Below are 18,874 nucleotides of genomic sequence, written 5' to 3'. Positions count from 1 at the left end.
ATCGATAATTAATATAAATTCAATAGCAAGTTTAAAGTAAAGTCAAAAAAGCGACTGATTTTCAAGGGATGTAATCTCACACGCAAATTAATTTAATATGTTGATTATTTTTAGTTATCCCACTAGTTTTTTCGGCTGATTATCAATGATAATCAGCCGAAAAAATATTTCTGTTTTAGCTGCATCCTCTTAAAGAAAGTTTATCATCAATATTCACAATACCTTATAGAATTAGAGATGTTATCTTTATAGACAAAAGATAAGCACATGCAAAATAATTAATACAAAATAAGTATAAGTAATTTTGCTGTTGTATAGTACAGTTTGCAAAGGCAGAATTTATATGCCTAACATAGTTAACTCAAGGAGAACATTACTATGGCAGTCGAAAAAGTCAACTCTTCCTCTAGTCTAGCGGAAGTCATCGATCGCATTTTGGATAAGGGCATCGTTATTGATGCATGGGTGAGAGTCTCTTTGGTGGGAATCGAACTATTATCAATCGAAGCGCGTGTTGTTATTGCCTCAGTAGAAACATACCTCAAGTATGCTGAAGCTGTTGGTTTGACGGCATCGGCGGCAGTACCTGCTGCTTAGTAAAATTTACCACTAGCAATGCTAGTAGTAAGTCGCTAAACAATAGATTATTAGCCTACCGATTTCTTTTCTACCCCCTTCTCACTAAAAACTATCTTGTCAGTTTCTTGCTGACAAAGCAATAGATTTTTGGCAGGGTAGTTACGGTGGGAAGGGGGACTCATTTAATGAAACTTGGGGCGTTTTGAAAAGTTTGATTTATTTTGATTTGAAAGAGTGAATTTGAGGTTAACGTTATGGCTTCTTTGATGCAAGAATTTGCAGAAGCAAGGCAGAGACGGTTACAAGATAGAGCAGAGTTTTTGGCTGAACAGCAACTAGCAAGGGAACAGAGAGAAAGAGATTTGCAAGCCCAAGCTGAAGCGACTGAAAAGTATTTAGCTCATGCTGAGCAAACTCGCCTTGCGTGGGAACAAGGTAGACAGGCGATCGCGGAAAATGCCTTAGAATCTCGTAGGGAAGAGATTCAAGATCGGGCGGCTCAAGTATCGGAATACTTGGAGACTCTCAATACTACTCGTACTGAGCAAGCCGTAGAAGATAGTGAGCAACGCGCTCAAGAGGTCAGAACTCGTACCTTTAAAATGCGATCGCAACTAAAACATATTCGTAAAGCACGGATTCGGGATGGTGAAGCTAGCCTAGCTCAACGCCAACAACTAGTTCAAGATCGCGCTGCTTTAACGAAAATGCAACTAGAAGATCTGACTAAAACCCGTCTTGATAATGCAACTATCGATGCACAGCAAAGAGCACAAGAATTTAGCGATCGCGTAGCTAATGTCAAAGCGTCATTAGAGCAAATTGAGTCTAGTCGCCTTGCTGAAGCTGAAGCCCAAGCTTTAAAATTAAAAGCTTTTCGTTCGCAACTAACTAATTCAGTTTGGTCAGGATCTCGTGCTGTTGCAATTGCCCCACCTGTTGCGCCAAAGCAGGATACTCCTAAAAATTCTCCTGATGTCTCTGAAAGTTCTAGTTCTAAGTCCAAAAAGAAAAATACTAAATCAGAAAGTGTCGTTGCTTCAGCGCCCGAACCTGCGATCGCCAAACCCATTGAAGTCAAAGAAACACCTAAACCTGCTGGCAAAATCGAGCAATTTGTGGTTGACTACGTTGCTCAACTATCGACAAACTCTAGTTTGTTAGAAGTTGTCAACGATCGCGATACGGTCAGAGACTTACTTGCCCAAGGAGCTAACACTTTGAAAGTTGATCCTTCGGATATTCTTAATACCCTGCTGCAAATGGCAGAAGGCTCCTCAACATGACCACAGTTCTCCATGCTAATGCCCGTCAGTTTATTAGCACTGACTTCACCAAGCAAATAGTCCGTCGGGCGCTACGCTATCTACAATCAGGCTTCGCGATTCATTTGCGTGGTCCTGCTGGTACTGGCAAAACCACCTTAGCGATGCATCTTGCGGGTTTAGTTGGTAGACCGATGGTGTTGATCTATGGTGATGAGGATCTGCGATCGTCGCAACTGATCGGTTCTAACTCAGGCTATACCCGCAAAAAAGTTGTCGATAACTATATCCACTCAGTTTTAAAAGTTGAAGATGACCTGCGCCAAAGTTGGACAGATTCACGCCTCACCTTGGCTGCTAAAGAAGGATTTACGTTAATTTACGATGAGTTCAACCGATCGCGCCCAGAAGTAAATAACGTTTTGCTTAGTGCGCTTGAAGAAAAGCTGATTGTCTTGCCACCAGATAGTTCTCAATCAGAATATGTGCGCGTACATCCAATGTTTCGCGCCATTTTCACCTCCAATCCTGAAGAATATGCAGGGGTTCATCCCACTCAAGATGCGCTACTTGATCGGATGATCACGATTAATATTGGCGAAGCCGATGTGGAAACCGAAAAGCAAATTTTGGTGAATCGGGTTGGACTTGATCGCACTCAAGCTCTGAAATTAATCAACTTAATTCGTGGCTTTCGTCGTCAGGTGGAATGTAGTAAAGCTTCAAGCTTACGAGCTTGTCTACTGATTGGTAAAATTTGTCATGAGCATGAAATTCCTGTGTCTGGCAAAGATGAAGACTTTCGAGATCTTTGCTTTGATGTCCTAATTTCTCGCTATGGTGATGGTAAGCCTGAATCAGAACTCGGACTCGCTAAATTATTGGATCAAATACCTTAATGTCTCAAGCGCTGAAACCTCAAGCAATCAAAACTAGCACAACTGGCTCTTCCCTTGCCGATATTCTGGAAAGAGTATTAGATAAAGGAATTGTCATTGCTGGTGATATCACAGTGTCCGTGGGCAGTGTGGAATTGCTGAGCATCAGGATTCGTTTACTAGTTGCTTCTGTCGATAAGGCGAAGGAGATTGGGATCAACTGGTGGGAGTCCGATCCCTATTTGTCTTCCAGAACTCAAGAATTGCTTGCTTCTAACCAGCAATTGTTAGAGCGAGTTAATCTTTTAGAACGGGAGTTAGCCGCTTCTAAGCAATTAGAGGCAAACAGTAGTAATTAAAAAACAAAAAAAACTTGCAAAGCAAGTTTTTTTTGTTTTTTAGCCCTTAATCCAAGCACTGCTATAACTTCTCAGTAACTGTCGGCACGACGCTGAACCTAAAGACTACATTGAAGTAAAGCTAGAAATTTGATTGTTCGCTGATTAGGCTAAAAACACGGAGAGGATTTTGCATTGGATTCATGCGATCGCCAATTTTTGAAAATTGATTATGCAAGTAGACTCGATGAAGTTGAGCTTATTCATCAAATCGCTGAAGGCGATCAATCATCACTATCACTGCTTTACGATCGCTATTCTAGGGTCATTTATACGATTGCCTATCGCATTCTCAAATCTCCAGAGGAATCCGAAGAGATCGTTTTAGACGTATTTACTCAAGTATGGAAAATTGCCAAAAACTACAATTCCCAAAAGGCGAGAGTAGATACATGGTTATTTATGTTGACTCGTAGCCGAGCGTTAGATCGTTTACGCAATCATGCAAGATTTGATAAGGCTGTCAACGCTTCTGAAGAAGCATTGATGAGGTCTTTGCCTACTGATAGTCCTGAGCATGATGCGATTATCCAAGAGAGAAGTATCTATATTAAATCTTGCCTAGACAATCTTCCTACCGAACAACGTCTGGCATTAGAACTTGCCTATTTCTCAGGGCTTAGTCATAGTGAAATTGCAGCAAAGACAGGTATTTCCCTTGGTACTGTAAAAACTCGCATTCGTCTAGGGCTAAAAAAGTTACGAGAAATGATTGGTGATGAATGGTTTAGTTTTTAGGGAACGCTACCCAAAATCGAGAACAGCCATAATGCAAAGCAATATAAAGCTAAACAGCAAATTAAGAAAATTCAAAAACTAAAAGCTTGAAAATGGGGAACTAAACTGCATGAACCAAAAAGACATCAATGATCTATTAGCACTAACTGCACTTACAGCGATCGCCCCTCAAGAAATGCAATTTATAGAGGAACTCGCCGCCACATCACCTGTAATAGAGCAAGAATTGAGATCGCTACAGGACGTTGCAGCAACTCTTGCTTATTCTCAGCCATCTCTGACAGTGCCTGCCAATCTCAAACAGAGGCTATTCAAGCGTATTCAGATAGAAGCTGAAGTTTTGGATATTATGACAAAGCGCTCAACAGAACTCAAATGGCGGAAGCATCCTGTCCAAGGTTTAGTGATGGCTGTATTAAATATTGATCGTGATCAAAGAGAAATATCTGCTTTAATTCGTGCAGAAGTAGATGTTTCCTATCCACTACATCATCATGCTGTTGGGGAAGAAATTTTTATGATCGAAGGTGAGTTAATCGATCGCGGCATCACCTACAAAGCAGGTGATCATATTTATTCGGCGGCAGGTTCTACGCATTCACCCTATGCGATCGCAGGCTGTATGTTTTTTGTACGCACATCTTTAGATGATGTTTTTCTATAAATATCAAGGGTGTGCAAAGTAACCTCTGCTTGATATTTAAGATTTGCGAGATTGTTTAATCTGATCGTCAATGCGGCGCAATACCCCATTGATAAATCGATAACCATCTTCACTGCTGTAGCGTTTGGCAAGCTCCACAGCCTCGTCGATCGCCACTTTACTTGCCACACTCATAAATATCATCTCCGCAGTAGCGATCCGCAAAATGTCTTTGTCCACTTGAGCTAAGCGATCAATTTGCCAATTCACTAAAGCGCTGCTAATCGTTTCATCAATCTGCGATCGCTTACTATTTACGGTCTTGAGAATATCAATCGTATAGTTACGCACTTCAGCCCGTTGAGCCAATACTAGGGTTACAGGAAATTCTAAAGCTGCACCAATATTATTAATTGCGTTTTTAGTTAGCTCGATCGCTTCGCGCACCATGCCTTCAACGGCTTGGATATCTTGGCGAATGTCACCTGTACGGGTTTCGCTAGCAGATACACGCTCTTGACCACGTTGTAACTCAGCGCTGGCGGTTTGTAGTAATTCTTTGGTTTCATCGTGCAGCGATCGCACAACTGCCGTCACAATGTCATCTAAGGTTTTTGTTTCTAGCTTTTGGGGTTGGCTAGGTAATTGATTGATACTAAACAGTGCGAGTTCGCGGGCGATGTGGCGGGGTTGCATAGGAGGAGATAAAATTAAGCCAATTGAACATCGTATCATTCTCTTTGCACGATCTTTAATCCCAAAACACAAAATGGCTACGCCATTTTGTGTTTTGAAAACCCTTACTGGGTTTAGTTTTTAATTCGCAAAAGTGTGACCACGCTTTTGTGGATTGGTATAACTAGGTAGGGTGTAGCACGAAGCGCAGCACCTTACGCATCACTAAACAACTAACTAAATTTTTAGAAAAATGACTCAGACTTTTACAGCCACACTTCACCATCAAGGACAAACCTTTACTGTATCTGTCCCCGAAAATCAATCGATTCTCGATGCAGCGATCGAGCAAGGACTAGATTTGCCATGCTCTTGTTATGCAGGTGTATGTACGACTTGTGCCTCCCAAATTGTCAAAGGTGAAGTCGATCAAAGCCAAGGCATGGGTATTGGTGGAATGGGAGACGAGCTAGACGCTAAGGGCTACATCCTGCTATGTGTATCGCACCCCAAGTCCGATGTTGAAATCTACACCGACAAAGAGCAAGATGTTTACGCAATTCGGTTTGGACATAGTTCCTAGAATTTAAGTAAGCGGGCGCATTGCGCTTGCTTCAGCGAATCGATTAGCAATATTTTATTTGGCGTTGCACATATTCATAATGACAACCAAGAATAGACATTGCATTTTCTTAGGGTTGGAGTAGTTCAACCCTAAGAAAATACAATGCCCAAACTGCAACGGAGAAAATGTAGTAAAAAATGGACATCGATAGGGGAAACAATGCTACCAATGTAAGCCGTGCAAGCGTCAATTTGTTGAATTCTACTGTGAACGAGGATACAAGGCAAATTTGTTTAAGAATGTACTGTAATCACTGGAAAAACTACATTATGCGAAACGTGGCAAACCTCGGATTACAGCGACGGTGCTTCCGAGGTAGACATAAAACTCAAAAGAGTAATATCGGCGCGAAGCGCTGCCATTACTCTTTACTAACTTAAGCTTGTCTTCAACCACAAATCAAATAGAGTTTTGAAATGAACAAGCAAAATATTTTAGTTTGGTTCCGCAATGACTTGCGATCGCATGATTGCGAAACCTTATATCGAGCGTCTCAAGAAGTCCAAATGACAGGCGCACAGATATTTCCTGTCTATTGCTTTGATGATGCTCACTTTGATAAAACTCCCTTTGGATTTGAGAAAACAGGATCATTTCGCGCCAAATTTCTGATTGAGAGTGTTACAAATTTACGGGAAAATTTGCGATCGCTTAATTCTAATCTTATTGTCCGCATCGGTAATCCCGATCAAATTTTGCCTGAACTAGCGCAGCAATTGGGCATTAACTCAATCTACTATCATGCAGAAGTCACCACTGAAGAGAAAGCACTAGAAAATAAATTACGTTCTATTCTCAAAAACCAGAACGTTAACTTTAAAAGCTTCTGGGGAAGCACGTTATTGCATCAACATGATTTACCCTTTGAAATTGCTAATCTTCCTGAACTCTTTACCAACTTCCGCAAACAGGTGGAAGCTAAGCTCACAATTCGGGAAGCTTTTCCCGCACCTGATCGCCTTCCTGCATTACCCGAAAGTGTTGATATTGGCGAAATTCCTACTTTAGAAAACCTAGGACTGAAAGAACCGATACCATGCGATCGCCCTGTGTTGGAAATTAAAGGCGGTGAAACTGAATCCCTAAAGCGTCTCAAGCATTATTTTTGGACTAGCGATCGCCTACAAGTTTATAAGCAAACTCGAAATGGAATGCTCCATGCTGATGACTCTTCCAAATTCTCACCTTGGCTTGCCTTGGGCTGTCTCAGTCCGCGATATATCTACGAACAGGTTAAAAAATATGAAAGCGATCGCCTTGCCAATGACTCGACTTATTGGTTAATCTTTGAGTTATTATGGCGCGATTATTTCCGCTTCGTTGCCGCAAAACATGGTAACAAGTTATTCCATCGCAGAGGTTTGCGCGGTATGGATATACCTTGGAAGCAAGACTGGAAGAGATTTGAACTCTGGCAAACAGGAAATACAGGCTTCCCTTTAGTGGATGCGAATATGCGCGAACTTGCAGCTACAGGCTTCATGTCCAATCGGGGACGACAAAATGTCGCAAGTTTTCTCACCAAAAACCTTGGTATCGATTGGCGAATGGGCGCGGAATGGTTTGAATCTCGGCTGATCGATTACGATCCTTGCAGTAACTGGGGAAATTGGAACTATACCGCAGGAATTGGGAATGATACTAGAGGGTTCCGATTCTTTAATATCAATAAGCAATCGCAAGATTATGATTCGCAAGGAGAATATGTTAAGCATTGGCTACCAGAGCTTGCAGATCTTCCTGCCAGTAAAGTGCATCAACCTTGGAAGCTTTTACCGATTGAGCAGAAACGTTTTAACGTTTGTTTAGGTGTAGACTATCCCCATCCTGTGGTCGATTTGTTTGCTTCCGCAAAGGCAAATGAAGAAGTTTATAAGAATGCATCCTGTCAGCTATAGCAATGCAAGTTTTGCCTAGAACATAAAACCCCAGAAGTGAGTGGCGGCGCTTCGCGCCGCCACTCACTTCTGGGGTTTTGATTTGCATATAGCTATATAAACAGTCTGAAGTTCCACAATTAACAGAAGCGATCGCAGCTAGAGATTCTTGTTTCATCTATAATACATTTGCATTATATTTACATGAATCTAATATTTTTATGACTTATGTCAAAACTGTTTCTAAAGGATAATAAATCAATCTATGTCTGAGCAACAAGCTTCTGAAGGAAAGATTTCTGAGAAATTAAGACTAACAGGTCGTCAACATCGAATTTTACAGGTAGTTAACCAAGGCAAACCCTTAAATGAGTTGGCTTATGAGCTTGGGACTAGTCGTGACGCAGCTAAGCTGTTGGAAGATATTGCTGTCAGGCTAAATTATCGCCTCAATATCAACCCGCAACCAGAAAAACAACAAGTTCAAGCGTCATCTAAACAGCCACCTAAAAAGCCACAAACAAAAGAAGTCCCCAATTCTATTGATAATGAACTTTTAACCCCTCGTCAATGTGAAATCTTGCGCTTAGTTGCAAATGGATTAACGACCAAAGAAATTGCGAAATCCTTATTTATAAGTGTCAAAACCGTTGAAACTCATCGAGGGCAGGTAATGCAACGGCTAAATATTCACGATCTGGCTGGACTAATCCGTTATGCTCTACGTGTGGGGCTGATCAGTTTAGATGAGTAATCATGAAAAGTGGTGCTTTTCATCTCTGGGAAAGAAAGGTTTTTATCAATATCAGAGTTATACCTGATATTGATAAAAAAGAAATTTCAATAATATAGCCACCTGTATCAGGACAAATCAAAACCCAAATAGTGTGAAGCGGCGCGAAGCGCCGCCTTACACTATTTGGGTTTTATGTCCTAACAAGAATGGCGACAGCTATATAAACACGAATATCTAAAATGATTAACTTAGAGATTGAGATGGGAGCAGAAACGTTTTTCTAAGAGCGTGTTTAAATTGAGATCGGCGATCTCCTTCAGGCTGAACGGATCGGTAATGCTTATGGGTTAAGACTTACCATAAAAACTGCAAATATTTGGAGTGAGTACACAGAAACTGAACTAAGCTTAGAACTGCCTATTGCAGATTTTAAACAAGCTTTAGAGAGTTGTTACAAATTTTGTGATCGCTTCTAATCCCAGTTCTGCGAAGTATCGCGATATTTCGCAAAATTAAGAAAAACACCCTGTAATGTATCTTAAATCTCTACACATCAAGCAGTTTCGTAACTACATCGATCAAGAAGTTAACTTCACAGCACCCAAGACGGTAATCGTGGGTAATAATGCTCAGGGAAAATCTAACTTACTCGAAGCGGTCTTGCTATTAGCAACCCTGCGCTCGCATCGAGTTAGTAAGGATCGTGACTTAGTGCGTAATGGCGAAGCGATGGGGGAAATCACCGCAACTTGTCAGCGATCGCGCATACCTGATGGCTACCCCATAGAATTATTGATGCGGCTGCGAGCTAGTGGCAAGCGGACTCTCAATGTGAATGGAGTCAATCAAGCCAGATCTCTAGATTTTTTGGGAAATTTGAATGCGGTCATGTTTTCGAGTTTAGATTTGGACTTGGTGCGAGGGAGTCCTGAAAGTCGGCGCAATTGGTTGGATACGGTTTTGATTCAACTAGAGCCGATTTATATCAATCTTTTGCAACAATATAATCAAGTTTTGCGACAACGAAATGCATTATTAAAGTCAATCAAGCAGGGACAAATCACCTATGAACCTCAACAAATGGCGTTGTGGGATGCCCAATTAGTAACTGCGGGAACACGTTTGATTCGGAGGCGATCGCGTTTATTAGAGAGATTAACGCCGATCGCAAGGGCTTGGCATCAAGCAATTAGCGGTGGTAGTGAGTATTTAGAGATTACGTATGTTCCCAAATTTACTTTTGCACCAATGGATTCAGTGGAACATATTCACCAAGCTTTTTTTGAGGCGATTTTGCAGAAGGCAACCATTGAACAACATCAAGGCTCAAGTTTAGTTGGTCCCCACCGTGATGAAGTTTTTCTGACAATTAATATGACACCTGCTAGAGAATATGGCTCTCAAGGTCAACAGCGCACTTTAGTACTAGCACTAAAACTTGCTGAGTTAGAATTGATAGAATCAGTAGTTGGAGAACCACCATTATTGCTATTAGATGATGTCCTTGCTGAACTTGATCTCCAAAGGCAAGATCATCTGCTGAATGCGATTGGCGATCGTGTCCAGACAATTATTACGACTACGCATCTTGGCTCATTTGATGCTCAATGGCTAAATTCCGCCCGAATTTTTCAAGTAGAAAGTGGCAAAATTTTATCTTAAAAAACATAAAACAAGCTTGCTAAGCAAGCTTGTTTTATGTTTTTTATTCGTCGTCGTCTGCACCAACTTGACGCAAATGAATATGCTTACGTCCGAGGCGAATTTCTAATTCATCCCCAGCCTGTAAACCCATCAATTGTGTATAAGCTGAGCCAATTAGTAGGTTGCCATTTTTCTGTACGCTAACCCGATAACTGGCACTGCGTCCACCTTTACCACTACCTTTTGCTTCAAGTTCAACCCCATCCGCTTCCATCAAGGCATTATAAAACTTCATCAAGTTAACACGAGCTTGATTGTTTTTGGTAACAGTAGCATATCCACAAGCCTTAGCTTTTTCTTCTTTCGACAGATGCTCTAGTTCTTTGACTTTCTGTAACAATGCATCACCAGAGAGTTGTACTGGTTGTTTGATTTTTGCCATTTGTTCTTAACAGTTTAATGTTTAATATTTATACATTAGTATCTAAGATAATTGTACTACTAGTCAAACTTTTTTGAGAAGATATACAACCTATTTGTTTTTACAGATGACTATCATCTATATCTAATTAAATTAGTTATGTAAAGTAAAAGGTTCTTAATAGGTTAGCAACTTAAAATAATGAAATCCATTTTAATCATCAGACAGACTATAAAATTTATAAAGGCAATTTATGACAATCTGAAGTCTCAAAAATGCAGTAATAATTCAGTAAATATAATTGACAAACTCATGCGCAGTTTATCAACCATTTGAAACTTAACTATCAATAAAAAAATCATGAGAGTTTTACTCGTTGAGGACGAAATTGACTTAGGGATGGCAATTCAACGTAGTCTCAAACAAGAAAAATACATTGTTGATTGGGTGCAAGATGGTAGAGAAGCATGGGACTATCTTGATCGCCAGCCCACAGAATATACTGTGGCAATTTTGGACTGGATGTTACCGCAGCTATCAGGATTAGAATTATGTAAACGATTACGCAAAAATCAAAATCCTTTGCCTGTAATTATCCTTACAGCAAAAGATCGGATTGAAGATCGTGTTCAAGGACTAGATGCAGGAGCCGATGATTATCTAGTAAAACCCTTTGGGATGCTAGAGTTATTGGCAAGATTGAGGGCTTTGCAAAGGCGATCACCCCAAATTCAAGCCACACAGTTAAAAGTTGCCAATCTTGTTCTTGATTACAATACTTGTACGATTGCTGCCCATGACATTAATGGGAAATACCAAATTATTCAATTGACGGCTAAAGAGTTTCAACTTTTAGAATATTTTATGCAGCATCCCCATCAAATTTTGACCCGCGATCAGATTCTGAGTCGGCTATGGGAAATGCAAGCAGAACCAGAAAGTAACGTGGTTGCCGCCCAAATCAGGCTGTTGCGGCGACGATTAGCGGAATATGGACAGGAAAAACTAATTGAAACTGTGTATGGTCTGGGTTATCGGTTTAATGTTAATTAAAGCTGTCTCAAGTCTTATAGAGAGTGTCGGCGCAATGCGCCGACACTCTCTATAAAAGAGCGGCTCTGCCGCTCTTTCAACAATCTCTTTGGGTTTTAATTAAGCGCAAAGCGCTGTAACATCCATGAATCACGATAGTATCTTTTTCAAAGCAAAAGTATCCTTAGCTCTCTGGTATGCGGGAGTGATGGGAGTAATCTTGGGATTGTCTGGACTTGGTGCTTATCAGGTGATGGCTCATGCTCACTGGCAAGGCGTTGATCAAGAGCTAATAGCAGTCTCTGGCAATCTTCATGATGCTTTAGAACCAAATTTGGAACAGACTGGAAAAATTAGTGCTAACGTGCAGCGAATTTTGCCTAAACTCTGCATTATTGGCGAATCCTGCGAACCCGATCGCGATCGCCATGTTTTAGGAATTACCAAACAAGAAGGCTATTACGTGAGACTGCTCGATCTTTCGGGGCAACTTTTGGGGACGGTGGGACAACAAATAGAAGAAGTTCCATTTAGTAAAGAAGCAATAAGTTGGCATACGTTAGAAGATTTGCAAGGAAATCGCTACCATCAAGTTGCATTACTTTTAAAAAATAATGCTGGACGGCCTTGGGGCTATTTGCAAATTGGGCGATCGCTACAAGACTATGACCAGCATCTAAACGAGTCCAAATTTGCTTTATTGACAGGATTACCGATCGCTTTTTTGTTGGTCAGCATTGCAAGCTGGTACTTATCAGAAAAAGCGATGCGTCCAGTCTATGCCTCCTATCAACAAATTCAGCAATTCACTGCCGATGCTGCCCATGAAATCCGCACGCCCCTTGCTTCGATTCGGGCAACAGTGGAATCGGTGCTAATGAGTGATCTAGTTTCCGAAAAAGAATCACGGGAAACTTTACAGACCATTGATCGCCAAACAATTCGCCTCTCGCAATTAGTGCAGGATTTGCTAATGCTCTCACGAATGGAAGGACAGGTTTCCAAGCAATCACCCAGCCAATCCTGTTGTCTCAATGACATTGTGAGTGACTTAATCGAAGAAGTAGCCACGATCGCGATGCAGTCACAAATTACGCTACATCTGCAACTCGCTAATAAGATTCCGATCTATGTTGCGGGTAATGAAGAACAAATCTATCGCTTGATTTTCAATATTCTGATCAATGCTATCCATTACACTCCAGAGGGTGGCAAGGTTCAGATATTTTTGGAACAGCGCGATCGCATGGCGACGATCCGTATTGAGGACAATGGTATCGGTATTGCGGAAGATGATTTGCCACATATTTTTGATCGCTTCTATCGCGCCCATAGCGATCGCTCTCGGCAAACGGGTGGAAATGGTTTAGGGCTTGCCATTGCTATGGCGATCGCTAAGTCGCATCAGGGTAATATCCAAGTCGAAAGTCAACTTGGTAAAGGCAGTATATTCACGACTCGATTAGGGCTTATGACAACGTTTGAGAAGTCGGCTCCAACGTAGTGCTAGGCTATAGGGGAAGAACGATCACCCCTCAAAAAATCAACCAACCAGCGATCGCCTCTCCATCAAAAGTTAAAGCAATGCGCTCGTCTCACTATTCACCTCTCCAATCAGCGATATCTGTAGCCATTGGAAGATGTGAAGTTATTTTACTCAAATGCGTGACTAAAAACATTTTTATACATACAATATATGTATGCAAGTTGAATGGGATTCAAAAAAAGCCTACATTAATTTTCAAAAGCATGGCATACGGTTTTCTGATGCCGAAGCGGTTTTGTATGATCCCAATGCGCTTTCTTTTGAAGACACGACAGCCAAAGGTGAGCAAAGATTTATCGCAATTGGAATGGATCATCTCTGGCGCTTATTGGTTGTTGTTTACACAGATCGCGGCGATCGCGTTCGATTGATTTCTGCTCGTCCTGCTACTCGTTCTGAGAGACGTAATTATGAAGACGGAATATGATTTTAGCCAAGCCAAGCGTGGGGCTGTGATTCCTCAAACAGGCAAAACCCGCATAACGATTTATATTGATGATGATGTACTTGAAGCATTTCGAGAACGTGGTGATTCTGCTGGCAAGGGTTATCAAACGATTATGAATGAAGCTTTGCGGGAATACCTTAACAAAGTACAACCACCCTTAAACGAAGAAACGTTGCGCCGTGTCATTCAAGAGGAACTTCTTGTATTAGTTAACCCAAAAGTAGTTTCTTGAAGAAGTATAGCTATAGCTATAAACAGCGATCGCCTATCCATCAAAAGTTAAAGCAAGGCGATCGCCCACTCATTCAAATCACCAAACAGCGATCACCAATCCATCCTCACAAACAGCGATCGCCCCTCAAAAAATCAATCAACCAGCGATCGCCTATCCATCCTCAAAAAACAGCAATCGCTGATATATTTACCGATGCTCCAGTAAAGTTTGATCAGTTTTTGGTTGGCAGTAGCGATGACCTTTTGCTGAGCAGTTTTGATGAGGGTGAGTACTTCAGCAAATTGAGGTTGCAAAGAGTCTGATATTAAAATAATTTTACTGAAAACTTACTATTTAAGAGTATCTTACAAGGCATCTCACACTGAATCAAAGCAAGGTGCGTTACATTTCATTAATGCACCTTACCAGATCGGCGATCACCCTGTTTCTCACTGAAAGCGATCACAAATCAAACAAACATTTTCAAAAGGGAAAAACCAACCGCATTCTTTAATTAGAGTTTGATATATATTCCATGAATGTTGATTAAAAGTACAACCCAACACCGAAGTACAAAAATCCATAAAACTAGCATTTCCTACTTCTCGCCTAGGACAAATCAAAGTATTTAATTTATAGAAATAAATTTCTTTCAGAGCATTTTTTAAGTCATCTCGCCAGTTCCCCTGCCAAGTATGGCATAAAGCCTTATCTAACTCTAGGTCAATATCCTGCCACGGGGAGGTATGGCACTGGACATCTAATTAGTGATAGAGCGATGAAGCTGTTGATTGGCAAGGCTTTACAAGTAAATTGCGACTAAAGCCTGAAATCGTTGCCAGATAGGGATTACAGCTTAATATCACTAATTAGTGAGCCAGCGCCGGAGGTATTGCCCATTTCTTGAAACCTCCTATCTATCTGAATAGTAATTCTTTCAATAAATTCAGGTAGTGTCTTTTCCAGATAAGTATAGATGTCAGTGACAACCTGTTCTACATTATATTGAGTGATACGTTTTGTTGAGAATATTGAACTTCCCCACTTTTTACGATAACTGCTAACCAATGCTTGTTGCTCAATAGTTAACTGCTTGATTTTCTGTGCAGGCATAAGACTTATTAAGACTCTCTATTTTATGAATTTAAAGGAAACAGCTTGCTTTTTTGGAATATAACTATGTACTGTCTTAAAATTTGCTAGATAAATACTTTTATGAGTCAAACTTTTTTATTTTAACAATCAGTTAAATCTTTTGAGCAATGATATAAACATGATTCTCAGGGTATTGATCGTATTCGAGGTGAAGACACGTACACTGATGCTCAGTCAAAATCTTCAAGAAAGTATTCACTCCCAGTGTGCTGTACTCAAAATCTTGACCTTGAAATGTTCCAGAAACTTCACTTTGTTTATATCCTCCTCCACAGGTGAACATAAGCACTCCATCAGGTTCAAGAGCATTGCATAGCTTTTTCATAACAGGTTCTTGCCTCTCTAGCGGCAAATGAAATGTGCTGTCCCAAGCAACAATCAAGCTATAGGGTTTAGGAGGACTCCAACAGCAGATGTCTGCTCGATAGAAAGTTGTCTCTGGATGTAGTTGTTGGGCTAAATCAATCATCTCTTGGGAAATATCAAGTCCTTCCACCTTAAATCCGTGCTCACTTAGGATTTTAATAAAACGTCCACTGCTTCCACACCCAATATCAAGAGCTAATTGCTTTCTGGAAGTAAATCTGATAGCCCGTTTCAACTGGGCAATGCCATAAAGTGAATTTTGATGCTGAGTCTGCCACCATTGGGCAATGCAATCATATCGAACGGCTATATCGTCTGGATGCATATTTATTCTCACTGTAGAGTTTTATCAATTAACGTGCAGGATAACATCCCTAAATTTGCACTAAAAATAATCTGTTTTTTCCTCTCCACAATCGATCGCAATGAGCCACCATCTCCGCAACCTACTAGATCGCGTTAGTGGTGCAATTCGAGTTAATCATTACTTCTTGGATTTATTTTTCATGCTCATTTCATTTTCTTGTGAAACACTACAGTGTAAGAATCCTAAGCACTGTTCAAGATATAAATATGTTATTTACTGCAAAACGTCAATTTGCCTCAGCTTTACTAGTTTTAGCGGCAGCAAGTAGTAATTTAGTGGCTTGTACAGCTAGCACTCAAACATCAGCAGAAATAACAACAGCAAAAACCGAAATAATAAAGACCGAAAAGCAAACAGGTAAACCATCACCAATAAATCATTCAGGCGGCATGATGTCCCATGATTCTATGGATTTGGGAGTGGCTGATGCGGAATATGACTTACGATTTATTGATGGAATGACACCCCATCATCAAGGCGCGATCGCCATGGCACAGGATGTCTTAAAAAATTCTCAGCGTCCCGAATTACGGAAGTTAGCCAACGAGATTATTGCCGCGCAGGAAAAAGAGATTGCACAGATGGGTGAATGGCGCAAAGCTTGGTATCCCAAGGCGGGAGACAAGTTAGTGATGTGGCATGAAGACATGAAGCACTCCATGGAGATGAGTCCAGAATTTCGTAAAAACATGATGATGACTATGGATTTAGGAAGTGCAGATGCTCAATTTGATTTACGCTTTATCGAAGCAATGATTCCTCACCACGATGGGGCTTTAGTGATGGCAAAGGACGCGATCGCAAAATCAAAACGTCCTGAAATTCAGAAACTCGCTCAAGAGATTCTGAGTTCTCAAAAAGCAGAAATTGAACAGATGCAATCATGGCGCAGAGCTTGGTACGGCAAGTAATACCCACAGCAAGAAATGGCTACGCCATTTCTTGCTGTGAAAATCTTTAAATTTTGAGTATAAAAATTAGATTAAGCAAATGAGATTAGCCCCCAGACTTCGCGCCCCCATTTTTAAAGTCATTCTTAGTTTGATTTTGTTGTCTAACCCAGCGATCGCACTGGCTCATGCTGGACATGGCGATGAATTTAAGGGAGCTAACACAACTGAGATCACGGGAATTACCGTAGATGATGAAGTTGCTAAATCGTTGGGAATTAAAGTAGAAACTGTCAAGCTACAGCCCCTAAAATTTGGTATTCAAACCACAGGGCAGATTGAGACTTTACCGAATCAACAAGTAAAAGTGACCACTCCAATCAAAGGAACAATTGTTAATTTACTAGTGGAACCAGGGGCTTTAGTTCAGGCAGGGCAACCTGTGGCGATTTTATCTAGTCCAGAACTAGCAGATTTACGAGTTAGTGCGTTAGAGAAAAAAGCAGATGCAAGTGGAAACGTCTTAACTTCTGAGTCAAATTTACGTTTAGCCCAACAAAATCTTGAACGTCAGAAGCTACTTGTTGAAGCAGATATCCGTCAGGCTCAGACTGAATTAAATCTAGATCAGGAGCGTTATGAACGCGACAAAGAATTATTAGAGACAGGGGCAATCGCTAGACGACAGTTACAAGAATCAGAAGCAAAATTTGCTGCGGCAAGAGCCTCTCTAGCTAAAGCAGAAAGTCGCTTACCTTTGCTAGAAGCCCAATCACAATTAGAAAAAGCAGAAGCTGATGTCCAAGTATCTTCGATTAAAGTCGATCTCAGTACAGCCGCCTACTCAGCCCGATTAAATCAGCTAGAGGCTAGCGCAAACTCTAATGGCACAATTACGATCGCTGCACCAATTAGTGGAGTTATAAGCGATCGTGAAGCTACTGTTGGTGAATCAGTGGAAGAGGCGGGTAAACCGCTAATGACGATTGTCAATGATGAAAGAGTTCTGGCTAGTGCAAATATTTATGAGAAAGATATTAGCAAAATTCGTATTGGTCAACCTGTGCAAGTAAAAATCGCGGGACAGCCTTCAAATACTACATTTCAAGGTAAAGTCACAACGATTGGTTCGGCTGTAGAAGGGCAAACTCGAATTGTGGCTGTGAAAGCGGAAATTGGCAATGTTAAGGGTCAGTTGAAGGCTGGTATGTTTACCAATATCGAAATTCTTACGGATAATGTATCTGTATCAACCTTAGCGATTCCTGCGGCGGCTGTTGTGGAAGCTAATGGCAAGCAGATTGTATTTGTGCAAAATGGGAAGTCCTATCAGCCCGTTGATGTGATTTTGGGGAAAACTTCGGGGGACTTAGTAGAAGTTACAAGCGGATTGTTTGAAGGCGATCGCATTGTTACTCAACGCGCAAATCAGCTATATGCTCAATCTTTGCGTGGTGACAATAAATCCAATCATGATCATAGCGAGGCTGTAAAACCTGAAGTATCTATCCAAAATAACTGGTGGCTAGTGCTTGTCGCAGGAGGTGTTGGCGGCGGCGCTATTGTGGCGGCGGCTTTTTGGCTAGGAAGGCGATCGGGAACAAAAATGGTGATTTTGAGGGAGCCATCTGAAAAGCTATCGAAGATAGGCGATCGCACTGATACATAAAGTATTCACATCTTACTTATTTATGATTTACAATGAAAGGCGTTTGTTTAAGAGATGTTAAATGTTGATCAAGAGTTTCTATGTCTAACATAGCTCCTCCTAAGATTGAAAGTGGGCAATCCGTTGAGTTGTAGAAAATCGATTGGTAGTGTCTAAATGTGCTACATTTTGTTATGTTTTAGGTGCGAATATCTTATCCCACCCCATTTTAGTTGCCATTGAAATATTTACATCTTTCACTAACTCGGATGTTTTTAACAATATATCTTCAACTTCACTTTTAGATAGTAGAGCAAATAATGATAGACAAAATGAATGATAATCAATGAAATCAAAGTGTTTCCCACTGTAGATTATATGGTTCGCTCATCTGGGGAAGTAGGTGAAATGGCAAAATAGGAGGAAGTCATTTTCATGAATCGACAGAGAAGCGATGATCAAATTTCCCCTGACCGAATTGTTAGATGAACAAGCGTGCTATGAATGGTTATTAAAGATCCTGCATCCGCAGGGTTTGCATTGTCCAAGTGGACACGCAATACCAGCAGGACAAGCGCCACACGATCGCCAACGTGCACCAATCGTCAAATACAAGTGTCGGGAATGTGGGAAAGTGTTCCATATTTTTACAGGGACAGACTTATCAGGAAGCCATTACACCTGTGGTCAGATCGTGCTGATATTGCGTGGATTCTTACAAGGACAAAC

The 18,874-nt window shown here is 40.9% G+C and carries 21 protein-coding genes and 1 pseudogene; 18 read left to right on the top strand and 4 right to left on the bottom strand.

Features of this window, described 5'->3' with window-relative positions; translation table 11 throughout:
* Positions 1-378 precede the first annotated feature (378 nt).
* The 6 genes from gvpA to B9G53_RS03955 all read left to right on the top strand — a co-directional run bounded on the left by gvpA (position 379) and on the right by B9G53_RS03955 (position 4,522).
* A complete protein-coding gene (gene gvpA, locus B9G53_RS03980) occupies positions 379-597 on the top strand; it encodes a gas vesicle structural protein GvpA (RefSeq protein ID WP_009626980.1) in 219 nt (72 codons plus the stop codon).
* 236 nt (positions 598-833) lie between these two features.
* Entirely contained in the window at positions 834-1,865 is a 1,032-nt protein-coding gene (locus tag B9G53_RS03975) for a hypothetical protein (RefSeq protein WP_094529419.1), read from the top strand.
* On the top strand, positions 1,862-2,743 hold the full coding sequence (gene gvpN / locus B9G53_RS03970) for a gas vesicle protein GvpN (RefSeq protein WP_094529416.1): 882 nt from the start codon (positions 1,862-1,864) through the stop codon (positions 2,741-2,743). The genes B9G53_RS03975 and gvpN overlap by 4 nt, the downstream gene beginning before the upstream one ends.
* Complete coding sequence (locus B9G53_RS03965; RefSeq protein WP_094529413.1) at positions 2,743-3,081, top strand: gas vesicle protein; 339 nt, start codon at positions 2,743-2,745, stop codon at positions 3,079-3,081. Before gvpN ends, B9G53_RS03965 begins: the two co-directional genes overlap by 1 nt.
* 174 nt (positions 3,082-3,255) lie before the next feature.
* Positions 3,256-3,858, top strand: coding sequence for a sigma-70 family RNA polymerase sigma factor (locus tag B9G53_RS03960; protein WP_094529410.1), 603 nt, complete (start codon positions 3,256-3,258; stop codon positions 3,856-3,858).
* A gap of 109 nt (positions 3,859-3,967) precedes the next feature.
* Entirely contained in the window at positions 3,968-4,522 is a 555-nt protein-coding gene (locus tag B9G53_RS03955) for a cupin domain-containing protein (protein WP_094529407.1), read from the top strand.
* 36 nt (positions 4,523-4,558) lie between these two features.
* Here the strand turns inward: B9G53_RS03955 and nusB are convergent, their stop codons facing one another.
* Entirely contained in the window at positions 4,559-5,197 is a 639-nt protein-coding gene (gene nusB / locus B9G53_RS03950) for a transcription antitermination factor NusB (RefSeq protein ID WP_094529462.1), read from the bottom strand.
* A 232-nt stretch (positions 5,198-5,429) separates the two neighbouring features.
* Between nusB and B9G53_RS03945 the strand changes: the two genes are divergently transcribed.
* The 4 genes and pseudogenes from B9G53_RS03945 to recF all read left to right on the top strand — a co-directional run bounded on the left by B9G53_RS03945 (position 5,430) and on the right by recF (position 10,076).
* The gene (locus tag B9G53_RS03945) at positions 5,430-5,759 is read left to right on the top strand and encodes a 2Fe-2S iron-sulfur cluster-binding protein (protein ID WP_094529404.1); all 330 of its coding nucleotides are present in this window, start codon (positions 5,430-5,432) and stop codon (positions 5,757-5,759) included.
* 458 nt (positions 5,760-6,217) lie between these two features.
* Positions 6,218-7,699 (top strand): DASH family cryptochrome, encoded by a 1,482-nt coding sequence (locus B9G53_RS03940; RefSeq protein ID WP_094529401.1) that lies wholly within the window; start codon positions 6,218-6,220, stop codon positions 7,697-7,699.
* Positions 7,700-8,234: 535 nt separating this feature from the next.
* A pseudogene (locus B9G53_RS28940) lies at positions 8,235-8,432 on the top strand (response regulator transcription factor); the annotation flags it as partial.
* Between the two features lie 513 nt (positions 8,433-8,945).
* Positions 8,946-10,076 (top strand): DNA replication/repair protein RecF, encoded by a 1,131-nt coding sequence (gene recF / locus B9G53_RS03930; RefSeq protein ID WP_094529395.1) that lies wholly within the window; start codon positions 8,946-8,948, stop codon positions 10,074-10,076.
* Between the two features lie 43 nt (positions 10,077-10,119).
* Here the strand turns inward: recF and B9G53_RS03925 are convergent, their stop codons facing one another.
* Positions 10,120-10,500: an AbrB family transcriptional regulator gene (locus B9G53_RS03925; RefSeq protein ID WP_094529391.1), complete on the bottom strand. Its 381-nt coding sequence runs from the start codon at positions 10,498-10,500 to the stop codon at positions 10,120-10,122.
* Between the two features lie 339 nt (positions 10,501-10,839).
* On the opposite strand from B9G53_RS03925, the gene rppA reads away from it, so the two are divergent.
* The 5 genes from rppA to B9G53_RS28350 all read left to right on the top strand — a co-directional run bounded on the left by rppA (position 10,840) and on the right by B9G53_RS28350 (position 14,042).
* On the top strand, positions 10,840-11,532 hold the full coding sequence (gene rppA, locus B9G53_RS03920) for a two-component system response regulator RppA (RefSeq protein WP_094529388.1): 693 nt from the start codon (positions 10,840-10,842) through the stop codon (positions 11,530-11,532).
* A 124-nt stretch (positions 11,533-11,656) separates the two neighbouring features.
* Positions 11,657-13,015, top strand: coding sequence for a two-component system sensor histidine kinase RppB (gene rppB, locus B9G53_RS03915; protein WP_094529385.1), 1,359 nt, complete (start codon positions 11,657-11,659; stop codon positions 13,013-13,015).
* 196 nt (positions 13,016-13,211) lie between these two features.
* A complete protein-coding gene (locus B9G53_RS03910; RefSeq protein WP_094529382.1) occupies positions 13,212-13,484 on the top strand; it encodes a BrnT family toxin in 273 nt (90 codons plus the stop codon).
* Positions 13,468-13,737: a BrnA antitoxin family protein gene (locus tag B9G53_RS03905; protein ID WP_094529379.1), complete on the top strand. Its 270-nt coding sequence runs from the start codon at positions 13,468-13,470 to the stop codon at positions 13,735-13,737. The genes B9G53_RS03910 and B9G53_RS03905 overlap by 17 nt, the downstream gene beginning before the upstream one ends.
* Positions 13,734-14,042 carry a hypothetical protein gene (locus tag B9G53_RS28350; RefSeq protein WP_254923540.1) on the top strand — a complete coding sequence of 103 codons (309 nt, stop codon included), beginning with the start codon at positions 13,734-13,736 and terminating at the stop codon, positions 14,040-14,042. Before B9G53_RS03905 ends, B9G53_RS28350 begins: the two co-directional genes overlap by 4 nt.
* Positions 14,043-14,568: 526 nt before the next feature.
* Here B9G53_RS28350 and B9G53_RS03900 read toward each other — a convergent pair.
* A complete protein-coding gene (locus B9G53_RS03900; RefSeq protein ID WP_094529376.1) occupies positions 14,569-14,832 on the bottom strand; it encodes a hypothetical protein in 264 nt (87 codons plus the stop codon).
* 133 nt (positions 14,833-14,965) lie between these two features.
* Entirely contained in the window at positions 14,966-15,565 is a 600-nt protein-coding gene (locus B9G53_RS03895) for a trans-aconitate 2-methyltransferase (protein WP_094529373.1), read from the bottom strand.
* A gap of 248 nt (positions 15,566-15,813) precedes the next feature.
* Here B9G53_RS03895 and B9G53_RS03890 point away from each other — a divergent pair, with 248 nt between their 5' ends.
* The 3 genes from B9G53_RS03890 to B9G53_RS03880 form a co-directional block, all read left to right on the top strand.
* The gene (locus tag B9G53_RS03890; RefSeq protein ID WP_094529370.1) at positions 15,814-16,518 is read left to right on the top strand and encodes a DUF305 domain-containing protein; all 705 of its coding nucleotides are present in this window, start codon (positions 15,814-15,816) and stop codon (positions 16,516-16,518) included.
* Between the two features lie 79 nt (positions 16,519-16,597).
* Positions 16,598-18,166: an efflux RND transporter periplasmic adaptor subunit gene (locus B9G53_RS03885; RefSeq protein WP_094529367.1), complete on the top strand. Its 1,569-nt coding sequence runs from the start codon at positions 16,598-16,600 to the stop codon at positions 18,164-18,166.
* A 433-nt stretch (positions 18,167-18,599) separates the two neighbouring features.
* A partial coding sequence (locus B9G53_RS03880) for an IS1 family transposase (protein WP_141211700.1) occupies positions 18,600-18,874 on the top strand: 275 nt, incomplete at its 3' end.

Origin of the sequence: Pseudanabaena sp. SR411 (genome assembly GCF_002251945.1) — a bacterium.
Taxonomy (GTDB): Bacteria; Cyanobacteriota; Cyanobacteriia; order Pseudanabaenales; family Pseudanabaenaceae; genus Pseudanabaena.
Note: the sequence above shows the minus strand (reverse complement) of the source record. Positions and strands in the feature narration are given on the sequence as shown.

Bases quoted from the DNA above. Each gene is read 5' to 3' on its own strand.
- B9G53_RS03945 (WP_094529404.1), top strand. From the start codon at position 5,430: ATGACTCAGACTTTTACAGCCACACTTCACCATCAAGGACAAACCTTT.
- B9G53_RS03925 (WP_094529391.1), bottom strand. From the start codon at position 10,500: ATGGCAAAAATCAAACAACCAGTACAACTCTCTGGTGATGCATTGTTA.
- gvpN (WP_094529416.1), top strand. From the start codon at position 1,862: ATGACCACAGTTCTCCATGCTAATGCCCGTCAGTTTATTAGCACTGAC.
- B9G53_RS03965 (WP_094529413.1), top strand. From the start codon at position 2,743: ATGTCTCAAGCGCTGAAACCTCAAGCAATCAAAACTAGCACAACTGGC.
- B9G53_RS03895 (WP_094529373.1), bottom strand. From the start codon at position 15,565: ATGCATCCAGACGATATAGCCGTTCGATATGATTGCATTGCCCAATGG.
- nusB (WP_094529462.1), bottom strand. From the start codon at position 5,197: ATGCAACCCCGCCACATCGCCCGCGAACTCGCACTGTTTAGTATCAAT.
- B9G53_RS03885 (WP_094529367.1), top strand. From the start codon at position 16,598: ATGAGATTAGCCCCCAGACTTCGCGCCCCCATTTTTAAAGTCATTCTT.
- B9G53_RS03940 (WP_094529401.1), top strand. From the start codon at position 6,218: ATGAACAAGCAAAATATTTTAGTTTGGTTCCGCAATGACTTGCGATCG.
- recF (WP_094529395.1), top strand. From the start codon at position 8,946: ATGTATCTTAAATCTCTACACATCAAGCAGTTTCGTAACTACATCGAT.
- gvpA (WP_009626980.1), top strand. From the start codon at position 379: ATGGCAGTCGAAAAAGTCAACTCTTCCTCTAGTCTAGCGGAAGTCATC.
- B9G53_RS03900 (WP_094529376.1), bottom strand. From the start codon at position 14,832: ATGCCTGCACAGAAAATCAAGCAGTTAACTATTGAGCAACAAGCATTG.
- rppB (WP_094529385.1), top strand. From the start codon at position 11,657: ATGAATCACGATAGTATCTTTTTCAAAGCAAAAGTATCCTTAGCTCTC.
- B9G53_RS03910 (WP_094529382.1), top strand. From the start codon at position 13,212: ATGCAAGTTGAATGGGATTCAAAAAAAGCCTACATTAATTTTCAAAAG.
- B9G53_RS03890 (WP_094529370.1), top strand. From the start codon at position 15,814: ATGTTATTTACTGCAAAACGTCAATTTGCCTCAGCTTTACTAGTTTTA.
- rppA (WP_094529388.1), top strand. From the start codon at position 10,840: ATGAGAGTTTTACTCGTTGAGGACGAAATTGACTTAGGGATGGCAATT.
- B9G53_RS03975 (WP_094529419.1), top strand. From the start codon at position 834: ATGGCTTCTTTGATGCAAGAATTTGCAGAAGCAAGGCAGAGACGGTTA.
- B9G53_RS03955 (WP_094529407.1), top strand. From the start codon at position 3,968: ATGAACCAAAAAGACATCAATGATCTATTAGCACTAACTGCACTTACA.
- B9G53_RS03905 (WP_094529379.1), top strand. From the start codon at position 13,468: ATGAAGACGGAATATGATTTTAGCCAAGCCAAGCGTGGGGCTGTGATT.